This is a genomic window from Stenotrophomonas sp. SORGH_AS_0321, assembly GCF_031453215.1.
GTDB classification, from domain to species: Bacteria; Pseudomonadota; Gammaproteobacteria; order Xanthomonadales; family Xanthomonadaceae; genus Stenotrophomonas; species Stenotrophomonas chelatiphaga.
This window is the reverse complement of record NZ_JAVIZG010000001.1, coordinates 929,124-952,595: the sequence shown is the minus strand read 5'-3', so window position 1 is coordinate 952,595 and position 23,472 is coordinate 929,124. Positions and strand designations below refer to the sequence as shown.

Below are 23,472 nucleotides of genomic sequence, written 5' to 3'. Positions count from 1 at the left end.
ACGGACGACGGTTGTTCCAGGGGTTGTTCACTTACGCTGCTTCCTGTTTCTTCTGCCAGAAATCGGCATTCTTTATGCCCAGTGCGACAGGGTCGAAGGTCGGGTCCAGGCCCAGCTTCTTCTGCCGCTCATAATCACGCAGGGCGATCATGGCAGGCTTCTGCACGATCAGGATCGCCACGATGTTCAGCCAGGCCATCAGGCCGACGCCGATGTCGCCCAGCGCCCAGGCCAGCTGTGCGTTGTGGAACGCGCCGAAGATGACCATGCCGATGATGCCCAGCCGCAGCAACAGCACCGTCAGCGGACGCTTGGCGTTGTTGTTGAGGTAGGTCAGGTTGGTTTCGGCCATGTAGTAATAGGCCATGATCGTGGTGAAGGCGAAGAAGAAGATCGCGATGGCCACGAACGAAGCGCCCCAGCCAGGCAGCACCGCTTCCACGCCGGCCTGCGCATAGCCGGCACCCTCGGCGATGCCCTTCAGGCCCTGGAAAATAGGCTCGGCGCCGGCGACCGGCGAGTACACGTTGTAGGTGCCGCTGGCCAGGATCAGGAAGGCGGTGGCGGTGCACACCATCATGGTGTCGAAGTAGATCGCGAACGCCTGCACGTAGCCCTGCTTGGCCGGGTGCGAGACCTCCGAAGCGGCCGCCGCGTGCGGGCCGGTACCCTGGCCGGCTTCGTTGGCATAGATACCGCGCTTGACGCCCCACTCCACCGCCAGGCCGATCATCGCGCCGAACGCTGCGTGGGTACCGAAGGCGCTGCTGAAGATGGTGTTGAACATCACCGGCACCTGATCGGCGTTCATGATCATGATCACGATGGCCATGATGATGAAGCCGGCGGCCATGAACGGCACCACGATTTCGGCGAAGTTGGCGATGCGCTTGACGCCGCCGAAGATCACCACCGCCAGCAGCACCGCGACCACCACGCCGATGCCCAGCTTCAGCGCCTGCACCTGGTCCATGCCGAAGGCCTGGCCATCCAGCGGGCCACACAGGGCACCGCCGCGGCAGGCGTTGATGATGCTGTCGGCGATCGCATTGGCCTGCACGCCGGGCATCAGGAAGCCGGCGGCGACGATCGTGGCCAGCGCGAAGGCCATCGCGTACCACTTCAGGCCCATCGCCTTTTCGATGTAGTACGCCGGGCCACCGCGGTAGCGGCCTTCGGCGTCCTTGGTCTTGTAGATCTGCGCCAGGGTGCACTCGACATACGAAGTCGACGCACCGAGGAAGCCCATCACCCACATCCAGAAGATCGCACCGGGACCGCCGAAGGCGATGGCGGTGGCCACGCCGGCGATGTTGCCGATGCCCATGCGGCCGGCCATCGACATGGCCAGCGCCTGGAACGAGGAGACGCCGGCATCGGATTTTTCACCGGCCACGGTAAGCCGGCACATCTCGAAGAAGCCGCGGATCTGCATGAAGCGGGTGCGGACGCTGAAATACAGGCCGGCGGCCAGGCACATGAAGATCAGTGCCTTGCTCCAGATGATGCTGTTGATGAAATGTACGGTTGCTTCCACGCGCTCTCTCCAGTCGGCGGAACAAGGGACGTCCCGTCGGCTGAGGGGAACCGGGTTGATTCTAGCTGGCGAACGGCCGGTAGTGACGGCCGCTGGCCGTCAATCAGCGCATTGGTGATCGAGGACCGGGCATGGGGGGCTAGCGACTGCGCAATGGTGGGTGACGACCGCGCAGTGGTGGGTGACGACCGTGCAGTGGTGGGTGACGACCGTTGGTCGTCACGCTCCCAGGCTGATCAAAAGCCGTGACGACCAACGGTCGTCACCCACCGGAGTTGGTCGTCACCCGCCGGAGTTGGGGTTGACGGCCAGCGGCCGTGGCTAGCTTGACGGCCAGCGGCCGTCACTACCTGGTCAAGCGTGGCCACCGACCGATGGGGTGTCCTTCTCCTGCTGCTCCAGCTCGCGCGCCACCGCTTCAGGCGAACGCGTGAACGGGGCCAGCCTTGCGTAGAACGCCGGCACCACGAACAACGACAGGAACGTGGACAGGGTCACCCCGAAAATGATCACCACGCCGATGGTGCCGCGGCTGGCCGAACCCGGTCCGCCGGCCACCACCAGCGGGATCGCACCGACCACCGTGGCGATGGAGGTCATCAGGATCGGCCGCAGGCGCACCCGCGCCGACTCGATGATCGCTTCGCGCACCGTGCGCCCTTCATCGCGCAGCTGGTTGGCAAACTCCACGATCAGGATGCCGTTCTTCGCCGCCAGGCCCACCAGCATGACGATGCCGATCTGGCTGAACAGGTTCACCGTGCCCCCGCTCATCCACAGCCCGACCAGCGCACCGAGCACGCCCAGTGGCACGGTCAGCATGATGGTCAGCGGATGGATGAAGCTTTCGAACTGCGCAGCCAATACCAGGTACACCACCAGCAGGGCCATGGCGAAGGTCAGCAGTACCGCCCCGCCGGAACTCTGGTATTCGCGGGACTCGCCTTTCCAGCTGATCTGCGCATGCTGCGGCAGTTCCTCACGGGTGACACCCTGTGCCCAGGCGATGGCTTCGCCCAGCGGATAGCCTGGCGCCAGCCCGGCGCTGATGGTGATCGAGCGCAGGCGGTTGAACCGGTTCAGCGAACCCGCTTCGGCCACTTCGCTCAGGGTGACCAGGTTGGACAACGGCACCAGCTCGCCGGAGCTGGAGCGCACGCGGATCGCGGCCAGGTCGGCCGGGGTCGCGCGTCCATCGCGGCCGGCCTGCACCAGCACGTCGTATTCTTCGCCGTTGTCGACGAAGGTGGTCACCCGACGCGAGCCCATCATGGTCTCCAGCGCCGAACCAATCGCCGTCACCGGCACGCCCAGGTCGGCGGCGCGCTGGCGGTCGATGTTCACCCGCATTTGCGGGCGGGTTTCCTTGTAGTCCGAGTCCGCGCCGACCAGGCCGGGGTTGTCGGCCATGCGCAGCAGGATGCGGTCGCGCCACTGGGCGATCTCCGCATATTCCGGGCCACCGAGCACGATCTGGAACGGTTGCCCGCCACCGCGCACCAGGCCGCCGCCGACCTGGGTGCGCACGCGCACGCCACGCACCGCATCCAGGTCCTTCTGCAGTTCATCGGCCACTTCCGGGGTGGAGGTGGAGCGCTCGCGCCACGGCTGCAGGAACACGCTGATGCGGCCGGTGTGCATTTCCTCGCTGGACCCCCAGCCGCCCGGCACGCGCGGATTGGCGCGGATGATCGGGCGGTCCTCGCCAACGTGGCGGGCCACGATCGCTTCCACTTCCTGCACCTGGCCAACCGTGTAATCGAAACCGGCGCCTTCAGGCCCGTCGATCATGATCTGGAACGAGCCTCGGTCCTCGGCCGGGGCAAGTTCCGAGGGCAGGTGCTTGATCAGCAACCAGCTGGCAACCAGCGTGGCCGCCATCACCAGCAGATAGATCCAGGTACGGTCCACGTGCCGGTCCAGCACATTGCCGTATCCGCCGGCGAGTTTTTCCAGGTTGCGGTTGATCACCCCGTAAAGGCCCCGCGGGGCCTTGCCGGTGTGCGGCTTGAGCAGCTTGGACGCCATCATCGGGGTGAGCGTCAGCGCCACGAACGCCGACAGCGCCACGGCCGCGGCCAGCGCCACGGCCAGTTCGCGGAACAGCCGCCCGGTGTTGCCTTCCAGGAAACCGACCGGCAGGAACACCGCGACCAGTACCGCGGTGGTGGCGATCACCGCGAACGCCACCTGCGCGGTACCGCGCTTGGACGCCACCAGCGGCGGCTCGCCCAGGTCGATGCGGCGCTGCACGTTTTCCACCACCACGATCGCATCATCCACCACCAGGCCGATGCACAGCACCAGCGCGAGCAGGGTCAGCAGGTTGATCGAGAAATCGAAGGCATACAGCGCGATGAACGCAGCCACCAGGCAGACCGGCACGGTGACCGCCGGGATCAGCGCGGCGCGGAAGCTGCCCAGGAACAACCAGATCACTACCAGCACCAGCAGCATCGCCTCCACCAGCGTGGCGTAGACACGGTCCACTGCTGCTTCGATGAAGGTGGTGTTGTCGAAGGTCACCGCGATCTGCGTGCCCTGCGGCAGGGTTTCAGCGATGAGATCGGCCTGCGCACGTGCCAGGCGGGTCACGTCCAGTGCATTGGCGGTGGAGGTCTTGACGATACCCAGGCCCACGCCCGGCTCGCCGTTGCTGCGGTAATAGGCACGGCGTTCGGCCGAGGCCAGCTCGATCTTCGCCACGTCGCCCATGCGCACCACGTAGCCATCGCTGCCCTTGCCCAGCGGGATGGTCGCGAAGTCTTCCGGCTTCACGTAGTTGCGCTCCACGCGCAGGGTGAAATCACGGTCGGCCGATTCGATGCGGCCGGCGGGTAGCTCCACGTTCTCGTTGCGCAGCGCGGCCTCTACGTCGCCGGTGGTCAAGCCGCGTGCCGCCAGCTGGTCGCGGTCCAGCCAGATGCGCATGGCATAGCGCTGCCGCCCACCGATGCGCACCTGCGATACGCCGTCCAGGCTGGCAAAGCGGTCCACGACATAGCGCTCGGCATAGTCGCTGAGCGCGAGGGTGTCCATGCTCGAGGACGACAGGTTGAACCAGATGATGGCCTCGTCGTCGCTGTTGGCTTTCTCGATCTCCGGCGCGCGCGCCTCGTCGGGCATGCGGTCGGCCACGCCGCTGACGGCATCGCGCACATCGTTCGCGGCCGCTTCGATATCGCGGTTGCTGGTGAACTCCAGGCTGATCTGCGCCCGGCCATTGGTGCTGCGCGCGTTGATCATGTCAATGCCTTCGATGCCCGACAGGGAATCTTCCAGCACCTGGGTGACCCGGCTTTCAATGACCGCCGCCGATGCGCCGGGATAGTCCACCGATACCGACACCACCGGGGGATCGATGGCCGGCAGCTCGCGCAGCGTCAGCCGGGTGAACGACATGATGCCCAGCACGATCAGCAGCAGGCTCATCACCACGGCGAACACCGGCCGCTGGATGGAGGTGTTGGAGAGCTTCATCCGCCGTTACCGGCCGGTGCGACGGGCACGTCTGATGCGGGCGTGGCCGCTGGCGGCGGCAGCGTTTCCGGTTCCGGGGCATCCACCGGCGGCACCGCGCGGGCGTCCACCTTCAGTCCGGGGCGCAGCTTGCCGGTGCCATCCACGATGATGCGCTCACCGGCCTGGATGCCCTGCTTCAGTTCGACCACGCCGGCGCGACGGGCACCGGTCACCACATCGGCGCGCTCTACGGTGCTGTCGGCCTTCAGGCGGTACACGAAGGAGTCACGGCCGACCTGCACCACGGCGATTTCCGGCACCACCAGCGCCTGCCGCTCGGGGCGGTAGATGCGCACGTCCAGCAGCATGCCTGGGCGCAGCGCGTGGTCGCCGTTGGCGAAGTCGGCGCGCACGGTGACCGCGCGGGTGGACGGGTCGACGCGGGCGTCGATCGTGCTGACCTCGCCTTCGAAGGTGCGCCCCGGCCAGGCCACGCTGGTGGCTTCGACCTTGTTGCCATTGGCCAGCGAAGACAGCTCCGCTTCGGGTACCTGGAAATCCACGTGCATGCGTTCGATATCGTCCAGCGTGGCGATCGCCGTGGTCGGGGTCACCAAGGAGCCGGGGCTGACCTGGCGGATGCCGAGGACGCCGGCAAACGGTGCGCGCACGCTGCGATCACCGATCTCGGACTGCATTTCGGCCACGCGCGCTTCGGCGCTGTCGCGGATCGCTTTCTGGGTATCCAGGGTGGAGCTGGCCACCAGCCGCTGCTGGGCCAGTTCGCGCTGACGCTTGTACAGTTGGTCAGCTTCAGCGAAGGTCGCCTGGGCCTGGGTCAGCGCAGCCTGCTGGGCCAACCCGCGCAGGGTCACCAGCGGCGTGCCGGCGGCCACCTGCTGGCCGCTTTCAAAGTGCACCCGCTCGATGATTTCGCTGACCTTGGCGGTGATGGTCACCGATTCGCGCGCCTTGGCCGTGCCGAGGGCCTGCAACGTATCGCTCCACGCGGCCGATTCCACGACCTGCGCGGTGACCGGCACATCGGCGCCCAGGCGGCGCGCCGCCTGCGGTTCGCCCTTGCAGCCGGCCAACAAAACCAGGACCAGGCCAACGGCCGCGCCCTTTGCGATACGTCCCACCATGAATAGTCCCGCCCTGTACATGACCGGCGAGTGTAGGGGGCGCCATGCGAAGACCGTATGTGCCAAGCGTTTACCACCGCAGGACAGCCCCGAGATAGCGGCCGGAACCCTTTCCGTGCAAGGGCTTGCGCCGGGATGTCATCGTGTATCGGGATGTGTCGGCGGCAGCGCGCGCGCCACGTGCGACGGCCGACGCGGCCCCGGTAGCGCCGACCCATGGTCGGCGAGCGCAGCGCCGCCCTTGCGCCCGCTCAGGACGTGATGGTCTGGGTCAACGATTCCCACGTAGGCGGCAGCGGCCAGTTCGCGGCCTGGTTGCCGTCCAGCACCCGGCGCAGGTCACGCGGGTCGATCTGCGGGGCCAGCACGTGCACCAGTTCCAGCGCGTAATCGCGCAGCACGCGGTCCCGCGGCAGCACCGCCCAGGCGATGCATTCGGCGATCGGCGCCGGTGCCACCCAGGCGCGCAGGTCGTGGTCGGCGGCGCTGACCGCCATTTCCGCCAGCAGGCCCACGCCCACCCCGCTGCGCACGTAGGTCTTGATCAGGTCGGCATCCAGCGCGGTCAGCGCGATGTCCGGCTCCAGCCCGGAACCGGCGAACGCCCGCTGCAGCGAAGATGCGGCGCGCGTGGACGATTCGTAGCTGATCAGCGGATGGGCAGCCAACGCGGCCAGGTCCGGCGCGCGGCCGGCGCGGTCCAGCGGATGGCCCTTGGGCACCAGCACCAGCCGCCGCCAGCGATACAGCGGCACGGCGATCCCGGCGCTGGGTTCGCCGCCGGCGGTACTGATGATGGCGATGTCCGCATCGCCCTGGCTGAGCAGGTCCAGCGCGTCGCTTTCAGCGGCCTGCTGCAGGTGCACGCTGACCTGCGGATAGGCCTGTTTGATCCGCGCCACTGCCGGCGGCAGCACGAAGCGCGCCTGGGTGTGGGTGGTGGTCAGCACCAGCTGGCCCTGGCTTTCACGCCGCTGGTTGGCCGCATAGGTGCGGATGTTGTTGGCTTCGGCCAGCACCGCGCGGGAGCGGCTGATGACCTCCACGCCGGCCGGGGTGACCGATTCCAGGCTGCGGCCGCGCCGCACGAACAGCAGGAAGCCCAGTTCATCTTCCAGCTGCTTGAGCTGCTTGGACAATCCCGGTTGGGTGGCATGCACGCGCGAGGCGGCGAGCGTGATGTTCAGCTCGGCATCGGCGATGGCGACCAGGTAGCGAAGCTGGGTCAGCGTCATGGCAGGCGGCTCGGTAGGGAAAACCACTGTAGGTCAATTGCCCTCACCAACATATAACCAAACGTTTTTTATGAAAGGTATCTGGTCATTTCCTGCCGTCATATGGCAGCGCTACGGTCAGCCGGCAAAGGCGGATGCCAGCAGCGGCCGCCTTCCCTCTTGCCCCCCGCGTCTGGCGCGGCCCCTCACGGAGTGCCCTCATGGCCCTGTACGAGTCCATCCTCGATACCATCGGCAACACCCCCATCGTCAAGCTGCACCGGCTGGCGCCGGCGCACGTCACCCTGTATGCCAAGGTGGAATCGTTCAATCCGGGCGGTTCGGTCAAGGACCGCTTGGCGCTGGCGATCGTGCTCGATGCCGAACAGCGCGGCCTGCTCAAGCCGGGCGACACCATCATCGAAGCGACCTCCGGCAACACCGGCGTGGCGTTGGCGATGGTGGCCGCCGCGCGTGGCTACAAGTTCGTCGCCACCATGGTGGAAACCTTCTCCATCGAACGCCGCAAGCTGATGCGTGCCTATGGCGCGAAGGTGATCCTGACCCCGGCCGCCGAGCGCGGCAGCGGCATGGTGCGCCGGGCGGCCGAGCTGGCACAGGAACACGGGTGGTTCCTGGCCAGCCAGTTCGCCAATCCGGCCAATCCGGCCTACCACCGCAGCACCACCGCCGCGGAGATCCTGCGTGACTTCGCCGGCCGCCGGCTGGACTACTTCGTCAGCGGCTGGGGCACCGGCGGCACCCTGACCGGCGTCGGTGAGGTACTGAAGGTGGCCCGCCCGCAGACCCGCATCGTCGCCACCGAACCGGCCGGCGCGGCGCTGTTGAAGGGCGATGACTGGAAGCCGCACAAGATCCAGGGCTGGACCCCGGACTTCGTCCCCGATGTGCTCAACCGCAACGTGGTGGACGAACTGCTGACCGTGGAAGACGATCGCGCGATCAGCACCGCGCGCCGGCTGGCGGCCGAAGAAGGCCTGTTCGTCGGCATTTCCGCCGGTGCCACGCTCGCCAGCGCACTGGACGTCGCCGAACGCGCCGAGCCGGGTTCGGTGATCCTGGCGATGCTGCCGGACACCGGCGAGCGCTACTTCTCCACGCCGCTGTTCGCCGATGTGAACGAAGGCTCCGACGACGACTGGCTGGCCGGCCTGCCCTGAGCGCGCGCCCGCGGTTTCGATGGGGTCAGGTTCCTTTCCTGCGGAAAGGGACCTGACTCCGATGCCCTGCCCTTCCCGGCAGACTGTTCTTTTCCTGTTCGCAGCGTGTGAGACGGTCATGACGCAGCCTGCATGCAGCCCCGGTTACGGTGGCACATGCAGCGCGGGACGTTGCGCCGTTTCAACAACAGGCAGGAGAAGGACGCATGAAGATCGAGGTTTGGCAGGGTGACATCACGACCCTGGCGGTGGATGCGATCGTCAATGCGGCCAACGAGTCCCTGCTCGGTGGCGGTGGCGTCGACGGTGCCATCCACCGGGCAGCAGGTCCTGGCCTGCTGCAGTCGTGCGAGCAGTTGCCGCAGCTGCGCCCCGGCGTGCGCTGCCCGACCGGCGAAGTGGTCGCCACCGACGCGCATGACCTGCCCGCCCGCTTCGTGCTGCACACGGTGGGACCGGTCTGGCACGACGGCCAGCGCGATGAAAGCGCACTGTTGGCCAACTGTTACTGGAAGTCGTTGCAGCTGGCTGAAAAGCTCGGCGCACGCTCGATCGCCTTCCCGGCGATCAGCTGCGGCGTCTACGGTTATCCGCTGTACCGCGCCGCCGAAATCGCGGCCACCGAAACCCTGGCCTGGCAGCGCAGCCATCGCGAACCGCGACGGATCATCCTGGTGGCCTACAACACCGCCACGTTCAAGGCCTACCAGCAGGCGCTGGCAGCGGCGGGACAGACACTGGACGATCAAGCCGAAGCACCGCGTGGCAGCGATCGCGCTGTTGCCGCGTCGCCGTTGATGCCCGCTTTCTGAAGGCGGTGGAACGCGCTTAGTTGGCGTCCACGTCGGTCGGCGCCGCGACCGCTACGTCATTGTCCGCCGATGCGGCATCACGCACTGAAAGCGATTCGCCGCTCTCCGCACTCACCCGCACCTGGACCACGGCCTGGCTTTCTTCCAGGCTGGCAACCAGCAGCTGGTAACGACCCGCCGGCAGGTTTGCCTGCAGGCGTGCATTGGTGCCGCTGCCACCGTCATCGTCTTCCAGGTTGATGGTGCCGCGCCAGTCAGTCGAAGGGTGGTGTCGACCTGGTCGGACAGCGCATCGATGCGCACCGCGCCGGCCTGCGGCACGTTCAGCACGAAGCGGCGCTCGCCGTCATCGCGCGACAACAGCACCTGCACGTTGGCGCCGACAGCAAGGGCGGTGCCATCGGTGGATACCACGTCCGCCGCCAGCGCGGTGTTCTTGACGTCCAGGCGGAACTGGCCGTTGCCTTCGTCATCCAGTGCACGCACGCCGAGCGTGTAGGTACCGGCGTCCAGCATCAGGCTCAGGCGCGAGTTGGTGGAACTGCCACCGTCGTCGTCCTCTTCTTCCACGTTGGCACCCTTCAGGTCGAGCACGGTGTCGAACGCGTTGGAGGTCAGGTTGATCTGGTACAGGCCCGGCTTGTCGACCTGCAGGGTGTATTCCTGGCGCTCGCCGGCCAGCAGGTCGACGATCTGTCCGCCATTGGCCAGCGGCTTGCCGTCATATGGCACCACTTCGGTGGCCTGCAGGCGATACGGGCCGTAGGCATCGGCATCGTCGCCGTTGACCGCGATGCGGTATCGGCCGGCACCGTCGGCACGGAAGGTCACTTCCAGGCCGCTGTCTTCGGAGCGTTCGCCACGGGTCACCAGGGTACCGTCGTCGCGGAACACCGACAGCGCACCGGACAGCGAACCGACCAGCTTCAGCGAAACCGCCTGCTTGTCCTTCAGTTGCATCGAATAGAGCTGGTAGCGGCTGCCGTCGCTGAAGCTCAGCGGGCTGGAGGTGGTGATCTCCCCGGCCACCGCCTTGTCGAAGTCCAGCGACGTGGCCTTGCCGCCGTCGGCGGCGCCCGCCTTCTGGCCACAGCCGCCGATCGCCAGCGCCAGGGCGGCGGCCAGTAGTGTCGTTGCAGTACGCATGGTGTTTCTCCTTGGCCCATCATTCAGAGGCCGCGAAGTGGCCATGCCCCGGGCAGGCGACACGATAGCCGAAAAAAAAGGTTCTTCACCCAACTCCGGGGAAGGCCGCCCGGATCTTCAGGAAGAAATATGCGTCGTCTCGGTATCCGTAGGCGACGCGCTTGATGACCTTGATCTTGTTATTGATGCCTTCCACCAGGTTCGTCCCGAGCGGCCATCGGCAGTGGGCCAGGATGCCCGGGAGATATGGTTGCAGACGGCGGACAAAGATGCGCAGCGGCTCCAGCCCGCTTCGCAGGGCGCGATGCTTCCATGACCGCCAGGCCTTCTCCGCCCAGCTCTGGCTTCGGTAGCGCCACAGCTGCTTCAGGTCGTCTTTGAGCAGATACGTGGTCAGCAGGGCTTTGTTGGCGGCCAGCAGCTCCTCGAGTTGGACGCGCTGCTCGGCTGGGACGTTTTGCCTATTGCGCAGCAGGAGCCAGCGCGAGGTCTTCACCACCCGTCGCGCGGGCTTGTCGGTGCGTAGGCGATTGGCCTCGTCAACCCGCACCCGATCAATGACTTCGCGCCCGTACTTGGCCACGACATGGAAGAGGTCGTAGACCACCTCGGCGTTGGGGCATTGGGCTTTCACTTCCAGGTCGAATGCCGAATTCATGTCCATGGCGACCGCTTGGATGCGTTCGCAGCCGTCCCTTCCGAGTAACTCGAAGAAGGGGCGCACGTCAGCGCGACTGCGTCCTCGACCGACCCAAAGCACGCGCTTGCGTGATGGCTCGACCACCACGGTGGCGTAGCGATGGCCCTTCTGGATCGCAAACTCGTCCATCGCGATCACTCTTACGTCCGATAGGTCCACCGGCCCCAGCGTCTGCACCAGATGCCTGAAATCAAGTGCCTTGACCGTCTTCCAGTCCAAGCCATGCCACTTTGCGGTGGCATGGATCGAGGTCGTGGCACACATGCGTGCCACGCTCTGCGCAAGCCGTTGCGTTACCCGGGCATGCCGCTCCAACCAATCCAGATGCTCCAGCTTTGGCCCGCAGCGAGGACAGGCCAGTCGCTGTCGCTGGATCTCCAACTCGACCGGCGCATCGAACACAGGCAGGTCACGAACCCGCCGGAGCGTCTGGTCGTGGATGGCCACGACCCACTTGTCGCATCCGCTGCAGCGTCGGCGGCGGCGTGAATCGGGCACCAGCGAAAGCACCAGCCACGTGGCTGCGCCACGTGCCTCGCGGCGCCACCCATCCAGGCGATACCCCGCCCAGCCTCCCAGCAACGGCATACAATCCAGCTTGGCCACGGCCGGCCTCGGTTTGTTGTCTCGACAACTACAAATCTAGCTGGTCGGCCGTGCGCCTTCTCCCCTCAGATGGGAGAAGAACCAAAAAAAACGCCGGCACGTGGCCGGCGTTCTTTTTTCATTCCCGGAGCGGCGCGATCAGCCGTTCCACTTGCCCAGTGCAGCCTGGCCGTTTTCCTTGGCACGCTCGTACACGGTCTTCTGTGCGGCGGCGTAGTTGCCCTTGGTGTCCTTGCCCCACAGCGCCAGCGCGGCCTGCTGCATGGCACGACCGTAGGAGAAGCTCAGCGGCCACGGCAGGTTGCCCATCTGGTTCATCGCGTTGAGGTGTTCGGTGGACTGCTCGTCGCTCTGGCCACCGGACAGGAACACCACGCCCGGCAGGATCGCCGGCACGGTGCTCTTCAGGCACATCACGGTCGATTCGGCCACTTCCTCGGCATCGGCCTGCTCTTCGCAGTCCTTGCCGGAGATGACCATCGAGGCCTTCAGGATGGTGCCTTCCAGCAGCACGTTCTGCTGGTACAGCGCGTCGAACAGCGAACGCAGGGTGGCTTCGGTGACCTCGTAGCAGGTCTCGATGTCGTGGTCGCCGTCCATGATCACTTCCGGCTCGACCATCGGCACCAGGCCGCATTCCTGGCACAGGGCGGCATAACGGGCCAGCGCATGCGCGTTGGACTCGATGCAGGTGCCCGACGGGATGCTTTCGCCGATGTTGATGACCGCCCGCCACTTGGCGAAGCGCGCACCCAGCTTGTAGTACTCCTGCAGGCGCTCGCGCAGGCCATCCAGGCCTTCGGTGACCAGCTCGCCCGGGCAGCCGGCCAGCGGGTGGGCGCCCTTGTCGACCTTGATGCCGGGGATCATGCCGTTGTCGGACATGTACTTGGCAAACGGCACGCCGTCCTTGGTCGACTGACGGATGGTCTCGTCGAACAGGATCGCGCCGGAGATGTGCTCGTTGAGCTTCGGCGTGGTCAGCAGCAGTTCGCGGTAGGCGCGACGGTTTTCTTCGGTGTTCTCAACGCCGACGCTGGCAAAGCGCTTGGCGATGGTGCCGGTGGATTCGTCGATCGCGATGATGCCCTTGCCCGGGGCGACCATGGCCTGGGCGGTTTCAGCCAGCTGTTCGATGCTCATGTACTTCCTGTGGCGGGTGCGGGAAAAAACCGATTATAGCGCCCGCCTCCCGTGAACTGTCCGTCCACGGGGTCTGGAACCGCTTTCAACTTGCGCAACCGTGACGGCGCGACGTTTCCGCCGCGCCGCCGGGACGCCCTTACAGCTCGCCCAGGCCGCTGGCGCTGCCGTTGACGCCCACTTCCAGCAGGCGCAGGGTGTTGGTGGCGCCATGGGTCTCCATGTGCTCGCCACTGGTGAACACCACGCGGTCACCGGACTCGAGCAGGCCGGCTTCGGCCAGCAGGCGGATGCTGCCGCGCGCGGCTTCACGCGGGGTCAGGCCGCGGCTGTCGAAGTTGATCGGGAACACGTCGCGCATCAGCGCCATCTGGCGGCGGGCGCCGTCGTGGCGGGTCACCGCGAACACCGGCGCGGAGGCACGGAAGCGCGACAGGTAGCGGGCGGTGCCGCCGGATTCGGTCATCGCCACGATCGCGCGCACGCCGACGTGCTGGGACAGGAACATGGTGGCCATGGCGATGGCCTGGTCGGCACGTTCCAGGTTGCGCGGCGAGGCGCCGAAGTCGGTTTCGGTCTGGAACTGGCGCTCGGCGCCGAGGCAGATCCGCGCCATCGCTTCCACGGCCTTGACCGGGTAGGCGCCGGCGGCGGTTTCCGCCGACAGCATCACCGCGTCGGTACCATCGATGACCGAGTTGGCCACGTCCAGCACTTCGGCGCGGGTCGGGATCGGGCTTTCGACCATCGACTGCAGCATCTGCGTGGCGGTGATCACCACCTTGTTCTGCGCCAGCGAGGCCTTGATGATCTTCTTCTGCAGGCCCGGCAGCTCGGCATCGCCGATTTCCACGCCCAGGTCACCGCGCGCCACCATCACCACGTCGCTGGCGTCGACGATTTCTTCCAGGTTCTCGATGGCTTCGGTGCGCTCGATCTTCGACACCAGCGCGGCATAGCAGCCGTGTGATTCGGCGATCTCGCGGGCATCGTTCATGTCCTGCGCGTTGCGGCAGAACGACACGGCGATGAAGTCCACGCCGATCTTGGCGACGATGCCGATCAGTTCCTTGTCGCGCTCGGTCAGCGCGCCCAGCGACAGGCCGCCGCCCTGCTTGTTCAGGCCCTTGCGATCAGACAGCACGCCGTCGTTGAGCACGGTGTTGATGATGCGCTCGCCCTGCACTTCAACCACCTGCAGCTGCATCAGGCCGTCATCCAGCAGCAGCACATCGCCCGGGCCGACGTCCTGCGGCAGGCCGAGATAGCTCACGCCGACCTGGGTGGTGTCACCCGGCGGCACGTTGGCGGCAGCCACCAGATCGAAGCGGTCACCGGCCTTGAGCTGGATCTTGCCCTCGGCGAAGCGCTCGATGCGGATCTTCGGGCCCGGCAGGTCGGCCAGAATGCCTACTTCCACGCCCACGCGGGCAGCGGCGGCGCGCACGTCGGCGGCACGCTTGGCCTGGCCGGACGGATCGCCATGGCTGAAGTTCAGGCGCACCACGTTGACGCCAGCGCGGAACAGCTCCTCGAGGATGCCGGGTGGATCGGTGGCCGGGCCGAGGGTGGCTAGGATCTTGGTGCGACGCTGACGCTCGAACATGGTGGATGGGCTCCCGTTAAAGCAGGGAAATTAGCACATCCTTCACGACCCATGTATGCGGTTACATCCTTACGGGGTCTGGTTCTGCGCGATGTCTGCAAGACAATACGGGGCAGCATGGATGACCGACGACAACACCGGCAGCGCCGAAGCAGGCCGCACCACCGGTAGCGCCGAGCCACGCTCGGCGAGCGCGAAGCGCGGCCAGCACAGGCACCCGCACCAGCACCCGCGCTGCCGGACGAATCCCTGCAGGCGCCGTCATTACCCGATCAGCGTCAGCAACTCCGTCGGCGTCGCCGCCAGCGCATCGGCGCCGGCCTCGCGCAGTTCCTCGGCACCGCCGAAGCCCCACAACACACCGATGTTGCGCAGGCCGTGGTGACGGGCCCCTTCGATGTCCATGCGGCGGTCACCGATCATCCAGCACTGGCCTGGCTGCAGCGACAAGCGGGACAACGCTTCGGCCACCAGCTGCGGCTTGCTGCTGCGGCTGCCATCGGCGGTCGCGCCGATGACCTCGTCGAAACACGCACCGAATGGCAGGTGCTCGATGATGCGCCGCGCATGGGCTTCATTCTTCGCGGTGACCACCGCCAGCCGATGGCCGCGCGCCTGCAGCGCACGCACCACCTGTTCAATGTCGTCGAACACCGCATGCTCCTGCCAGCCTTCGGTTTCGAAGCGCTCGCAGTAGTACGCAACGGCCTGCTCCACCTTGGCCGCATCGTTGAACAGCGGCGCGAAGCTGGTGCGCAGCGAGGGACCGATCCAGCCGCGCAGCGCCTCCACTGGAGGCGCCGGGTGCTGCATCCGCTCGAACGCGTGGGTGATGCAGCGGGTGATGCCGACCTGCGAGTCGATCAGCGTGCCATCAAGATCGAAGAACAGCGTGTCACGCGCCTCAGCAGGGTGAGGGCCCACGGCCGTCACCCACCGATCCTGCTCCATCATGCGCCCCGCGCTTCGAGGGCCGCCACGGCCGGCAGGGTCTTGCCTTCCAGGAACTCCAGGAACGCGCCGCCGCCGGTGGAGATGTAGCTGACGTCGCCTGCGATATCGAACTTGTCGACCGCGGCCAACGTGTCGCCGCCACCGGCAATGGAGAACGCCCTGGAGCCGGCGATGGCACGCGCCAGCGCTTCGGTGCCCTTGCTGAAGGCCTCGAATTCGAACACGCCGACCGGGCCGTTCCACACCACGGTGCCTGCCTGGTTGATCAGCTCGGCGTAGCGCTGGGCGGTGTCCGGGCCGATATCCAGGATCAGATCATCCTCGGCGACATCGGCCAGTGCCTTCACCGTGGCTTCGGCATCGGGCAGGAACTGCTTGGCCACCACCACGTCGGTCGGCAGCGGAATGTCGGCGCCGCGTGCCTTGGCATCGGCGACGATCTTCTTCGCCGTCTCCAGCAGGTCCGGTTCGTACAGCGACTTGCCGACCGGGTAACCGGCGGCGGCGATGAAGGTGTTGGCGATGCCACCGCCGACGATCAGCTGGTCGACCTTGCCGACCAGGCTGGCCAGCAGTTCCAGCTTGGTGCTGACCTTGCTGCCGGCGACGATCGCCAGCAACGGCTTGGCCGGTTCCTTAAGCGCCTTGGCCAGCGCATCCAGTTCGGCCATCAGCAGCGGGCCACCGGCCGCCACCGGGGCGAAACGGATCACCCCGTGGGTGGAGGCCTGCGCGCGGTGCGCGGTACCGAAGGCATCCATCACGAACACATCGCACAGCGCGGCGTACTGCCTGGCCAGCGCTTCATCATCCTTGCCCTCGCCAACGTTCATGCGGCAGTTTTCCAGCAGCACGATCTGGCCCGGCTGCACGTCCACGCCACCCACCCAGTCACGCAGCAGCGGCACGTCGCGGCCCAGCAGTTCGGACAGGCGGCGGGCAACGGGCTGCAGCGAATTCTCTTCGCTCCACTGGCCTTCCTTCGGACGCCCCAGGTGCGAGGTCACCATCACCGCAGCGCCCTGCTCCAGCGCCCGCTTGAGCGTGGGCAGCGAGGCGGTGATGCGCTGTTCGGAGCTGATCTGTCCGTTCTCGATCGGGACGTTCAGGTCCTGCCGGATCAACACGCGCTTGCCGGAGAGGTCGAGGTCGGTCATGCGGACGATGGACATGGGCATTCCTGTTCTGGGGAAGAAGCGCGCCGCGCGGCGCAGCCCACTATTGTCCCGGCTGCGCAGGCGCATCGCAAACCCCAGGTAATGACGGCCGCTGGCCGTCAGCCAGATCACCGGTAGTGACGGCCGCTGGCCGTCAACCAAGGCATGACGGCCAGCGGCCGTCACTACCGTGCCGTCACGACCGGGACGTCATTCCTTGTCCGTGGCCGGATGCTGCCGCAGCACGCTCAATGCCAGCCAGCCCACCACCAGCACGCCCAGCACCAACAGCGCCCACAGCAGCCAGCGCTTCCAGTCGCGTGGTGCCTGCAGTGCAGCCTCGCCCGCCAGCGGCTCCGGGGCGCCCTCCAGCCGCGCCAGGGTCGGCTGCCACGCCGGCCCATTGCGCTGCCGCAGATCATCGATCAGGACGCCGACCGGCGCCTCCTGGCGCACGGCCGTCGCACTGCCCACCGCCAGCGCATAGGGCGCCGCCCCCTGGCTCAGGAACACCAGCACTTCCGGCTGGTAGCCCAGGCGCAGGGTGGGCACGGCAGTGGTCGTGGCCGGTTCGGCGACCAGCTTCCAGTACCGGTCGCGGGTCGCCCCCGACAACGGCTGCGGCGCGGACTGCTGGGCACTGCCGCCGCCGGCCTGCAGCTGGTAGGCCACCCAGGGCGCGGTGCGGCGCTGCCAGTCGGCCGCCGGATCATCGCGACTGAAGGCCGTCCACTGCACCAGGCTGTTGTCGCGGGTGGATACATCCAGACGACTCACCGGATAGCGGCCGTCCACGGTGAACTCGAAGCTGCCGCCGCCCTGCTTCACCGGCTGCAGGGCAACCCATTCCCAGGGGATCGTCGCCGCGGCCGGCGGCAGCTCCGCCAGCACGCCACGCAGCACCGGCAACGCCTGGTCCTGGTTGGGCAGCACGCGCAGGTAACGCACGCTGCGGTCCACGCCGATCCGGCGCTGCAGCAGGCGCTTGCCGGCGCGCTGCAGGTCCACCAGCGGCAGCGCCGCGTCGATCTGCTGCCAGCTGCGCAGGTCGTCGCTGGCATCCACCTGCACGGTGGCCTGCAGCGGCTGCTCCTGCGTTTCCCAATCCAGCACCACGGCGGCCAGCGGCTGCTGTCCCAGCACGCTGGCGTCGATCAGCCAGCCGGCGGACCGCATTGCGCCTGCCGATGCGCCCAGGCGCGCTTCGACCCGGCGCACGCGGCCGTCGCTGTCGCGCTCGGTCAGCAGCTGCAGGTCGTTGCGGCTGCGTGCATCCAGCGGCGGCAGCACGAACCAGGGCAGCTCACGCTGCACCGGCGGCTGCGCCAGTGGCTGGTCCGGCGCCAGCAGTGCCGACGGCAGCGCCTGGCCGGCGGCGTTGTAGACCTGCACGTCGGCCAGTTGCGCCGACCACGCACGGCGGTAGATCTGCGGCTCCAGGGTGATCCGGTAGGCACCGGACTGCGCGCTGGAAAGACTCAGCGGCCACTGCTCGACGTACTGCTGCCGATGTTCCTGCGCGTGCGCGGCAGCGGGGGCCACCAGCAGGGCCAACAACAGCCCCGTCCACGTTTTCATGCTTGGTTCTCCACGGTCTGCGGCTGGCGCGGCGGCGCCGGCGCGAAGTATCCCACCACGGTACACAACAGCCCGTAGGCGATGAACGAGGCGATGCCGAGCAGGTTGCCCAGATGCTGGCGGTCGACCAGGATCAGCTTGGCCAGTACCACCGCCATCAGCACCGCACCGACCGTCCACAACACGCGCTGGCCGCGCCGTGAGCCCCATACCCAGGCGACCACGCCGAGCACGCTCCAGACCACGGTGAGGCTGGTCTGGGCCAGGCTGGAACCCAGCAGCGCCTCGTTCCAGCGCACCCCGCCCCAATGATGCACGGCGTGCAGGGTCAGGCTGGTCACCGCGATGAAGCCGGCGATGGACAACAGCGGCACGCGGATCCGCTGCAGCGCGGCAGGCGCCTGGCCGATATACAGCCAGCGCGCAGCCAGCAGCAGGATCGCCCACTGGACCAGTTCGGAAGGATTGACCACCGGCAGCCACGGCAGCGGATCGGCGCGGCCCGGCGTGCTGTGCAGGTACAGCCAGACACAGCCCAGCAGGCCGAACAGCACACTCTGCAGCACCGGCCGTGCCGGATCGAACGCCGTGCCCAGCGGCTGGCTGATCCAGCGCCAGCGATGCAGGGTCGCCACCACCAGCGCGATCCACGGCAACAGCACCACCACGACCTGCCAGCCGCCGGCCATGCCGAAGCGGCTGGCCACCTGCTGCAGTGCAAGCGACAGCACGCAGGGCCACAGCAGCCACCACAGGAACTGCGCGATAACGGCGACCCGGCCGGCGCCCTGGCGCAGCGCATGCAGCGAACGCGTACCGAGCACCGCCATCAGCGCCCACGCCAGGCCGCCATAGCCGGCGAACGGCTGCTCGTGCGTGCCCACCTGGGCAATCAGCAGCGGGAAGGCAAACGCGAGCATCGCCAGCGTGGTCAGCCCCAGCACGCGTGCAGGCTGGCGACGATATGCTTCGGCAGCCAGCCAACCGGTCACCGCGGCGATGATCAACAGGGCATCCGGCTGGTGGCGGTCAGGGACGAAGCGGAAGCATTCGGCCACCAGCCCCAGCAGCCACCACATCAGGCCCCACAGGTAATACACCAGCGCGATGTTGTCGCGGCCGTGCTGGCGGCAGCTCCACGCCGAAGCGAAGCCGGCCAGGGCCAGCAGCAGCACGCCGATCGCGGTGGGGTTGAGGAACATCCGCGCATCACCGTCCCAATGGTCGGCCCCGGCGACGAAGGCGAACGCGGCGGCGATCTGCAGCAGCGCGCCGCTGATCTGCGGCAGCCGGCGCTGCTGGCGCAGGCCCAGCCAGACCAGGCCGGCACCTTCCAGCGCGAACACCGCGCCGGTGACCCGTGCCGACAGCGCCAGCGGCACCGCCAGCGTGGCAAAACCCACCGCCAGCACCGCGTGCGACTGGGCCAGCACGCGGTACGACGGACGCGTGATCAGCGCGCGGGCGAGTACGGCATACACGGCGGCCACGCCGACCGCGATGCCGGCCAGCAGCATCGGCTGGTCATGCAGCAGCGCGGCCTGCAGCGAGAACGCCACCAGCGGCGTGCCGAACACCAGGCTGCCATCGACCAGGTCGCGTTCCTCAGCCGGCTGGCGGCGTGCATACAGCAGCGGAATCAGCAGGTAGAAGGCGAAGAACAGCACCAGGAACGGCTGCGTGGTGGGCAGGTCTTCCGGGCGGTACTGCAGCACGCCCCATGCGGTACCGATGCCGAAGGTAAACACGAAGCCCAACAGGTTCAGCGCGCGCCAGGGTCGGAACCAGGCGATGGCGAAGATGCCGGCGTTGAGCACCGCGTAGTAGCTGAAAAGCCCGACGTGGTTGCCGCTGCCGGTGGACAGCCACAACGGGGCCATGAAGCCGGCCAGGATGCCCAGCACCGCCAGCGTGCGCGATTCCTGCACCACGGCCAGCACGCACAGGCCGGCGACCAGCAGGATGCTGGCGATGAACGCCGGTGCAGGATCGACCAGCCCGTAGATCTTGAATGCCGCAAAGGTGGTCAGCAGCAGCACGCCGATGGCGCCGCCCTGCAGCGCCAGCGCGAACAGGCGGCGCTGGTCGCGCTGCTTCCAGCCGAACACCAGCAGGCCCAGCGCAGCGACGGTGATGCCGGCCAGGCGCAGTTCGATCGGCACCTGCAGCAGGCCCTGGTCGCTGACGTACTTGAGCAGCGCCGCCACGCCGGCCAGCAGCACCAGCATGCCGATCTTCACCGGCACGTTGCCTTCGGTGAACCAGCGTTTGGCGCCTGCCAGCAGGCGTTCGACCGGGTTCGGGCCCGACGGCGGCGGCGGTGCGCGATACACCGGCTCCGGCTGCGCTTCGGGAGTGTCCTGCGGTCCAGGCGGCAGCGGCGGCGGTGCAGCGGGAGAGACGTTGGCGAACGCCCCCGCCGCTTCTTCGCGCTCGATCGCCTCGGCGTGCGGGGCGTGCAGCGGCCAGGGTGCGACGGCGGGAACCGGATCCCACGCGTCGGCCACGGGCGGGCGCACCTCGGCTGTCGGCGGCTGCGCAGCCGGTGCGCGGTCGTAGCCGGACAGGGACGCTTCCAGCGTCTCCACGCGGCGGCGCAGGCCGGATATCTTCACCAGCGCGACCACGAGCAACAACGGAATGGCCAGCAACACCAGCACCAGCATGACGATCAACGCTTCCATTCAACGGCTTCCTGCTGTCGCTACGGTGCCACGATGGCACCGTCGGGCCGTGCCATGCTACGTCAAGCAGGCCGTGCCGCGCGCGCCTCACTGGCACACGCTGGCCCCGCCCACTCCGACGCCTTGCTGGAACTGCAGATAGCCCTGGCGCAGCCCTTCAGCGACTGCAGCCTGGAACTGCGGATCCTGCAGCGCCACGGCGTCCTGCGGATGGGTGTGGAAACCGAGCTCCACGAGGATGGAAGGGGCCAGCGCGAGCCGGTTTTCACCATAATTGCCGGTCATCGGCTGCACGCGCACGTTGTAGCGGGCATAAGCAGGCAGCCGCTGGATCGCGTCGCGCATGGCGCAGAGCACGACGTGCCCCAGGCGCCGATCCTCGTCACGGCCGGACTGGTGGAAGGCCATCATGCCGGTCGCTGATGCATTCGCCGCCGCGTTGGTGTGCAGATGCACCAGCACGCCAGCGCCCACCTCGTTGGCCAGCAATGGACGGCTACGGATATCGTCGTTGTACTCGCGCAGCGGCGTGTCCCGGTCGGCATAGCTTTGCCAGATGTCGGTACGACCCGGATACAACGCCTGCGCATGGTAGCGGGTTGCCATCTGCCACCACGGCTCACCGGCCAACGGGTGCGGCGCCATCGCTTCCGAACGCGACAGCATCGAGGTGACCCCTTCGCGTTGCAGGGCCTCGACGAACTGGCGTGCGAAGCGCGGCGTCACCAGGTCTTCGACCATGCCGTTGCTGAGCGGACGCTGCAGGCGCCAGGTGCTGCCGGCGTGCAGGTACCAGCCGTGGCTTGCGGAGACGAACACATCCACCCCCGCGCTTGCTACAGCGCCAGCGTCGCGCAGCGGCTGCACCGGCAGTGGAAAATGGTCTTCCAGCGCGCGTCCGTTGAAACGGAAGTCCAGCGGGTACGGCGCGGCCCCGGCCTGTTCGCGCTGCAGCAGCACGGCCAGCCGGATCGCCTGCAGCCGTGCATCCAGTTCGGCCGGTATCTGCGCACCGCGCACGTCAGCGAGAAAGTCGTCGCCCATTTCCACGACCCAGCTGCCGTCCGTCGCGGCCTCCACGCTCGGCGGGCCGTGCGCTCGCAGGGGAGATGCCTCCATCTGCGCCAGGATGGCGGCCACGATGCCGGAGTCGTCAGCAGCGGCAGGCAGTGCCGCCTGCGTGGCTGCGACAACCCAGAGCAGGCCCGCAGGCAGCAGCCGCAGCAAGCGCGTGGTCATGGCGATGCTCCTTTGGATGAGGAGCTCCACAAGTAGCATCGCGTAGTGCATCGGCACATCAGGCAAAGGCGTACACGTACGCAGGCATTGCCGCGCCCACAACGACGAACCCCGGCCGGGGCCGGGGTTCGCAGGGTCACACGCGGTGCGGAATTACTTCGCCGCGACGACGCGCACCATTTCCAGGCACTTGTTGGAGTAGCCCCATTCGTTGTCGTACCACGACACCAGCTTGACGAAGGTGCTGTCCAGGGCGATGCCGGCTTCGGCATCGAACACCGAGGTGTGGGTTTCGCCGCGGAAATCGGTCGCCACGACCTTGTCTTCGGTGTAACCGAGAATGCCCTTCAGCGCGCCTTCGCTCTGTGCCTTCACTTCGGCGCAGATTTCAGCGTAGGTGGCTTCCTTTTCCAGTTCGACGGTCAGGTCGACCACCGACACGTCCGAGGTCGGCACGCGGAAGCTCATGCCGGTCAGCTTCTTGTTCAATTCCGGGATCACCACGCCAACGGCCTTGGCCGCACCGGTGGACGAAGGAATGATGTTTTCCAGGATGCCGCGGCCGCCGCGCCAGTCCTTGTTGGACGGGCCATCGACGGTCTTCTGGGTCGCGGTGGCGGCATGCACGGTGGTCATCAGGCCACGCTTGATGCCCCACTTGTCGTTGATGACCTTGGCCAGCGGGGCCAGGCAGTTGGTGGTGCACGAGGCGTTGGAGACGATCGCCTGGCCGGCGTAGGTCTTGTCATTCACGCCGAACACGAACATCGGCGTGTCGTCCTTCGACGGCGCCGACAGGATCACCTTCTTCGCACCAGCGTCGATGTGCTTCTGCGCGGTTTCCTTGGTCAGGAACAGGCCGGTGGATTCGATCACCACGTCCACGCCCACTTCGTCCCACTTCAGGTTGGCCGGGTCGCGTTCCTGGGTCAGGCGCACCTTCTTGCCGTTGACCAGCAGGTCGCCCCCTTCCACGGCCACGTCGGCCTTGAAGCGACCGTGCACCGAATCGTACTTCAGCATGTAGGCCAGGTAATCCGGCTCCAGCAGATCGTTGATGGCCACGATTTCGATGTCGTCGCCGAAGTTCAGCACCGCCGAGCGCAGCACGTTGCGCCCGATGCGACCGAAACCGTTGATACCAACCTTGATTGCCATGTTGATGAGCTCCTGCGGCCGCGCGCGACGCGGCGGGATGGATAAGGCCCACTAGTCTAGCAAACCGCCCTGACCACCGGCGGCCAGGCCGGCCCGGGACCCGGCTGCCCGGTCGGATTTGATCCGGATCAAGGCGTTGCAGGCGGGCCC

At 67.2% G+C, this 23,472-nt stretch carries 16 protein-coding genes; 2 read left to right on the top strand and 14 right to left on the bottom strand.

Annotated elements, in window-relative coordinates; translation table 11 throughout:
• Positions 1–31: 31 nt before the first annotated feature.
• From QE373_RS03990 to QE373_RS03975, 4 genes are all read right to left on the bottom strand, one after another.
• Complete coding sequence (locus tag QE373_RS03990) at positions 32–1,537, bottom strand: alanine/glycine:cation symporter family protein (RefSeq protein ID WP_057687364.1); 1,506 nt, start codon at positions 1,535–1,537, stop codon at positions 32–34.
• Positions 1,538–1,891: 354 nt separating this feature from the next.
• Positions 1,892–5,017 carry an efflux RND transporter permease subunit gene (locus QE373_RS03985; protein ID WP_309683825.1) on the bottom strand — a complete coding sequence of 1,042 codons (3,126 nt, stop codon included), beginning with the start codon at positions 5,015–5,017 and terminating at the stop codon, positions 1,892–1,894.
• Positions 5,014–6,144 (bottom strand): efflux RND transporter periplasmic adaptor subunit, encoded by a 1,131-nt coding sequence (locus tag QE373_RS03980; protein WP_309683823.1) that lies wholly within the window; start codon positions 6,142–6,144, stop codon positions 5,014–5,016. Before QE373_RS03980 ends, QE373_RS03985 begins: the two co-directional genes overlap by 4 nt.
• Positions 6,145–6,395: 251 nt before the next feature.
• Positions 6,396–7,379, bottom strand: a complete 984-nt coding sequence (locus QE373_RS03975; RefSeq protein WP_057687362.1) for a LysR family transcriptional regulator — start codon at positions 7,377–7,379, stop codon at positions 6,396–6,398.
• 200 nt (positions 7,380–7,579) lie between these two features.
• Here QE373_RS03975 and cysK point away from each other — a divergent pair, with 200 nt between their 5' ends.
• Both cysK and QE373_RS03965 read left to right on the top strand, forming a co-directional pair.
• Complete coding sequence (gene cysK, locus QE373_RS03970) at positions 7,580–8,539, top strand: cysteine synthase A (protein ID WP_057687361.1); 960 nt, start codon at positions 7,580–7,582, stop codon at positions 8,537–8,539.
• Between the two features lie 206 nt (positions 8,540–8,745).
• Complete coding sequence (locus QE373_RS03965; protein ID WP_083492059.1) at positions 8,746–9,351, top strand: O-acetyl-ADP-ribose deacetylase; 606 nt, start codon at positions 8,746–8,748, stop codon at positions 9,349–9,351.
• Positions 9,352–9,462: 111 nt separating this feature from the next.
• Here QE373_RS03965 and QE373_RS03960 read toward each other — a convergent pair whose 3' ends face one another.
• The 10 genes from QE373_RS03960 to gap form a co-directional block, all read right to left on the bottom strand.
• Positions 9,463–10,497, bottom strand: a complete 1,035-nt coding sequence (locus QE373_RS03960; RefSeq protein WP_309683815.1) for an ABC transporter substrate-binding protein — start codon at positions 10,495–10,497, stop codon at positions 9,463–9,465.
• An 85-nt stretch (positions 10,498–10,582) separates the two neighbouring features.
• Positions 10,583–11,803: an ISL3 family transposase gene (locus tag QE373_RS03955; protein WP_309683669.1), complete on the bottom strand. Its 1,221-nt coding sequence runs from the start codon at positions 11,801–11,803 to the stop codon at positions 10,583–10,585.
• Between the two features lie 138 nt (positions 11,804–11,941).
• Entirely contained in the window at positions 11,942–12,946 is a 1,005-nt protein-coding gene (locus QE373_RS03950) for a class I fructose-bisphosphate aldolase (protein ID WP_057687359.1), read from the bottom strand.
• Positions 12,947–13,085: 139 nt separating this feature from the next.
• A complete protein-coding gene (pyk, locus tag QE373_RS03945; RefSeq protein WP_309683811.1) occupies positions 13,086–14,552 on the bottom strand; it encodes a pyruvate kinase in 1,467 nt (488 codons plus the stop codon).
• Between the two features lie 264 nt (positions 14,553–14,816).
• Entirely contained in the window at positions 14,817–15,506 is a 690-nt protein-coding gene (locus tag QE373_RS03940) for an HAD hydrolase-like protein (RefSeq protein ID WP_309683808.1), read from the bottom strand.
• Complete coding sequence (locus QE373_RS03935; RefSeq protein ID WP_309683806.1) at positions 15,503–16,678, bottom strand: phosphoglycerate kinase; 1,176 nt, start codon at positions 16,676–16,678, stop codon at positions 15,503–15,505. The genes QE373_RS03940 and QE373_RS03935 overlap by 4 nt, the downstream gene beginning before the upstream one ends.
• 195 nt (positions 16,679–16,873) lie before the next feature.
• On the bottom strand, positions 16,874–18,241 hold the full coding sequence (locus tag QE373_RS03930) for a DUF3999 domain-containing protein (RefSeq protein ID WP_309683804.1): 1,368 nt from the start codon (positions 18,239–18,241) through the stop codon (positions 16,874–16,876).
• The gene (locus QE373_RS03925) at positions 18,238–20,925 is read right to left on the bottom strand and encodes a DUF2339 domain-containing protein (protein ID WP_309683802.1); all 2,688 of its coding nucleotides are present in this window, start codon (positions 20,923–20,925) and stop codon (positions 18,238–18,240) included. The genes QE373_RS03930 and QE373_RS03925 overlap by 4 nt, the downstream gene beginning before the upstream one ends.
• 87 nt (positions 20,926–21,012) lie before the next feature.
• Positions 21,013–22,164, bottom strand: coding sequence for an N-acetylmuramoyl-L-alanine amidase (locus tag QE373_RS03920; RefSeq protein ID WP_309683801.1), 1,152 nt, complete (start codon positions 22,162–22,164; stop codon positions 21,013–21,015).
• A 153-nt stretch (positions 22,165–22,317) separates the two neighbouring features.
• Complete coding sequence (gene gap, locus QE373_RS03915) at positions 22,318–23,322, bottom strand: type I glyceraldehyde-3-phosphate dehydrogenase (protein ID WP_309683799.1); 1,005 nt, start codon at positions 23,320–23,322, stop codon at positions 22,318–22,320.
• Positions 23,323–23,472 lie beyond the last annotated feature (150 nt).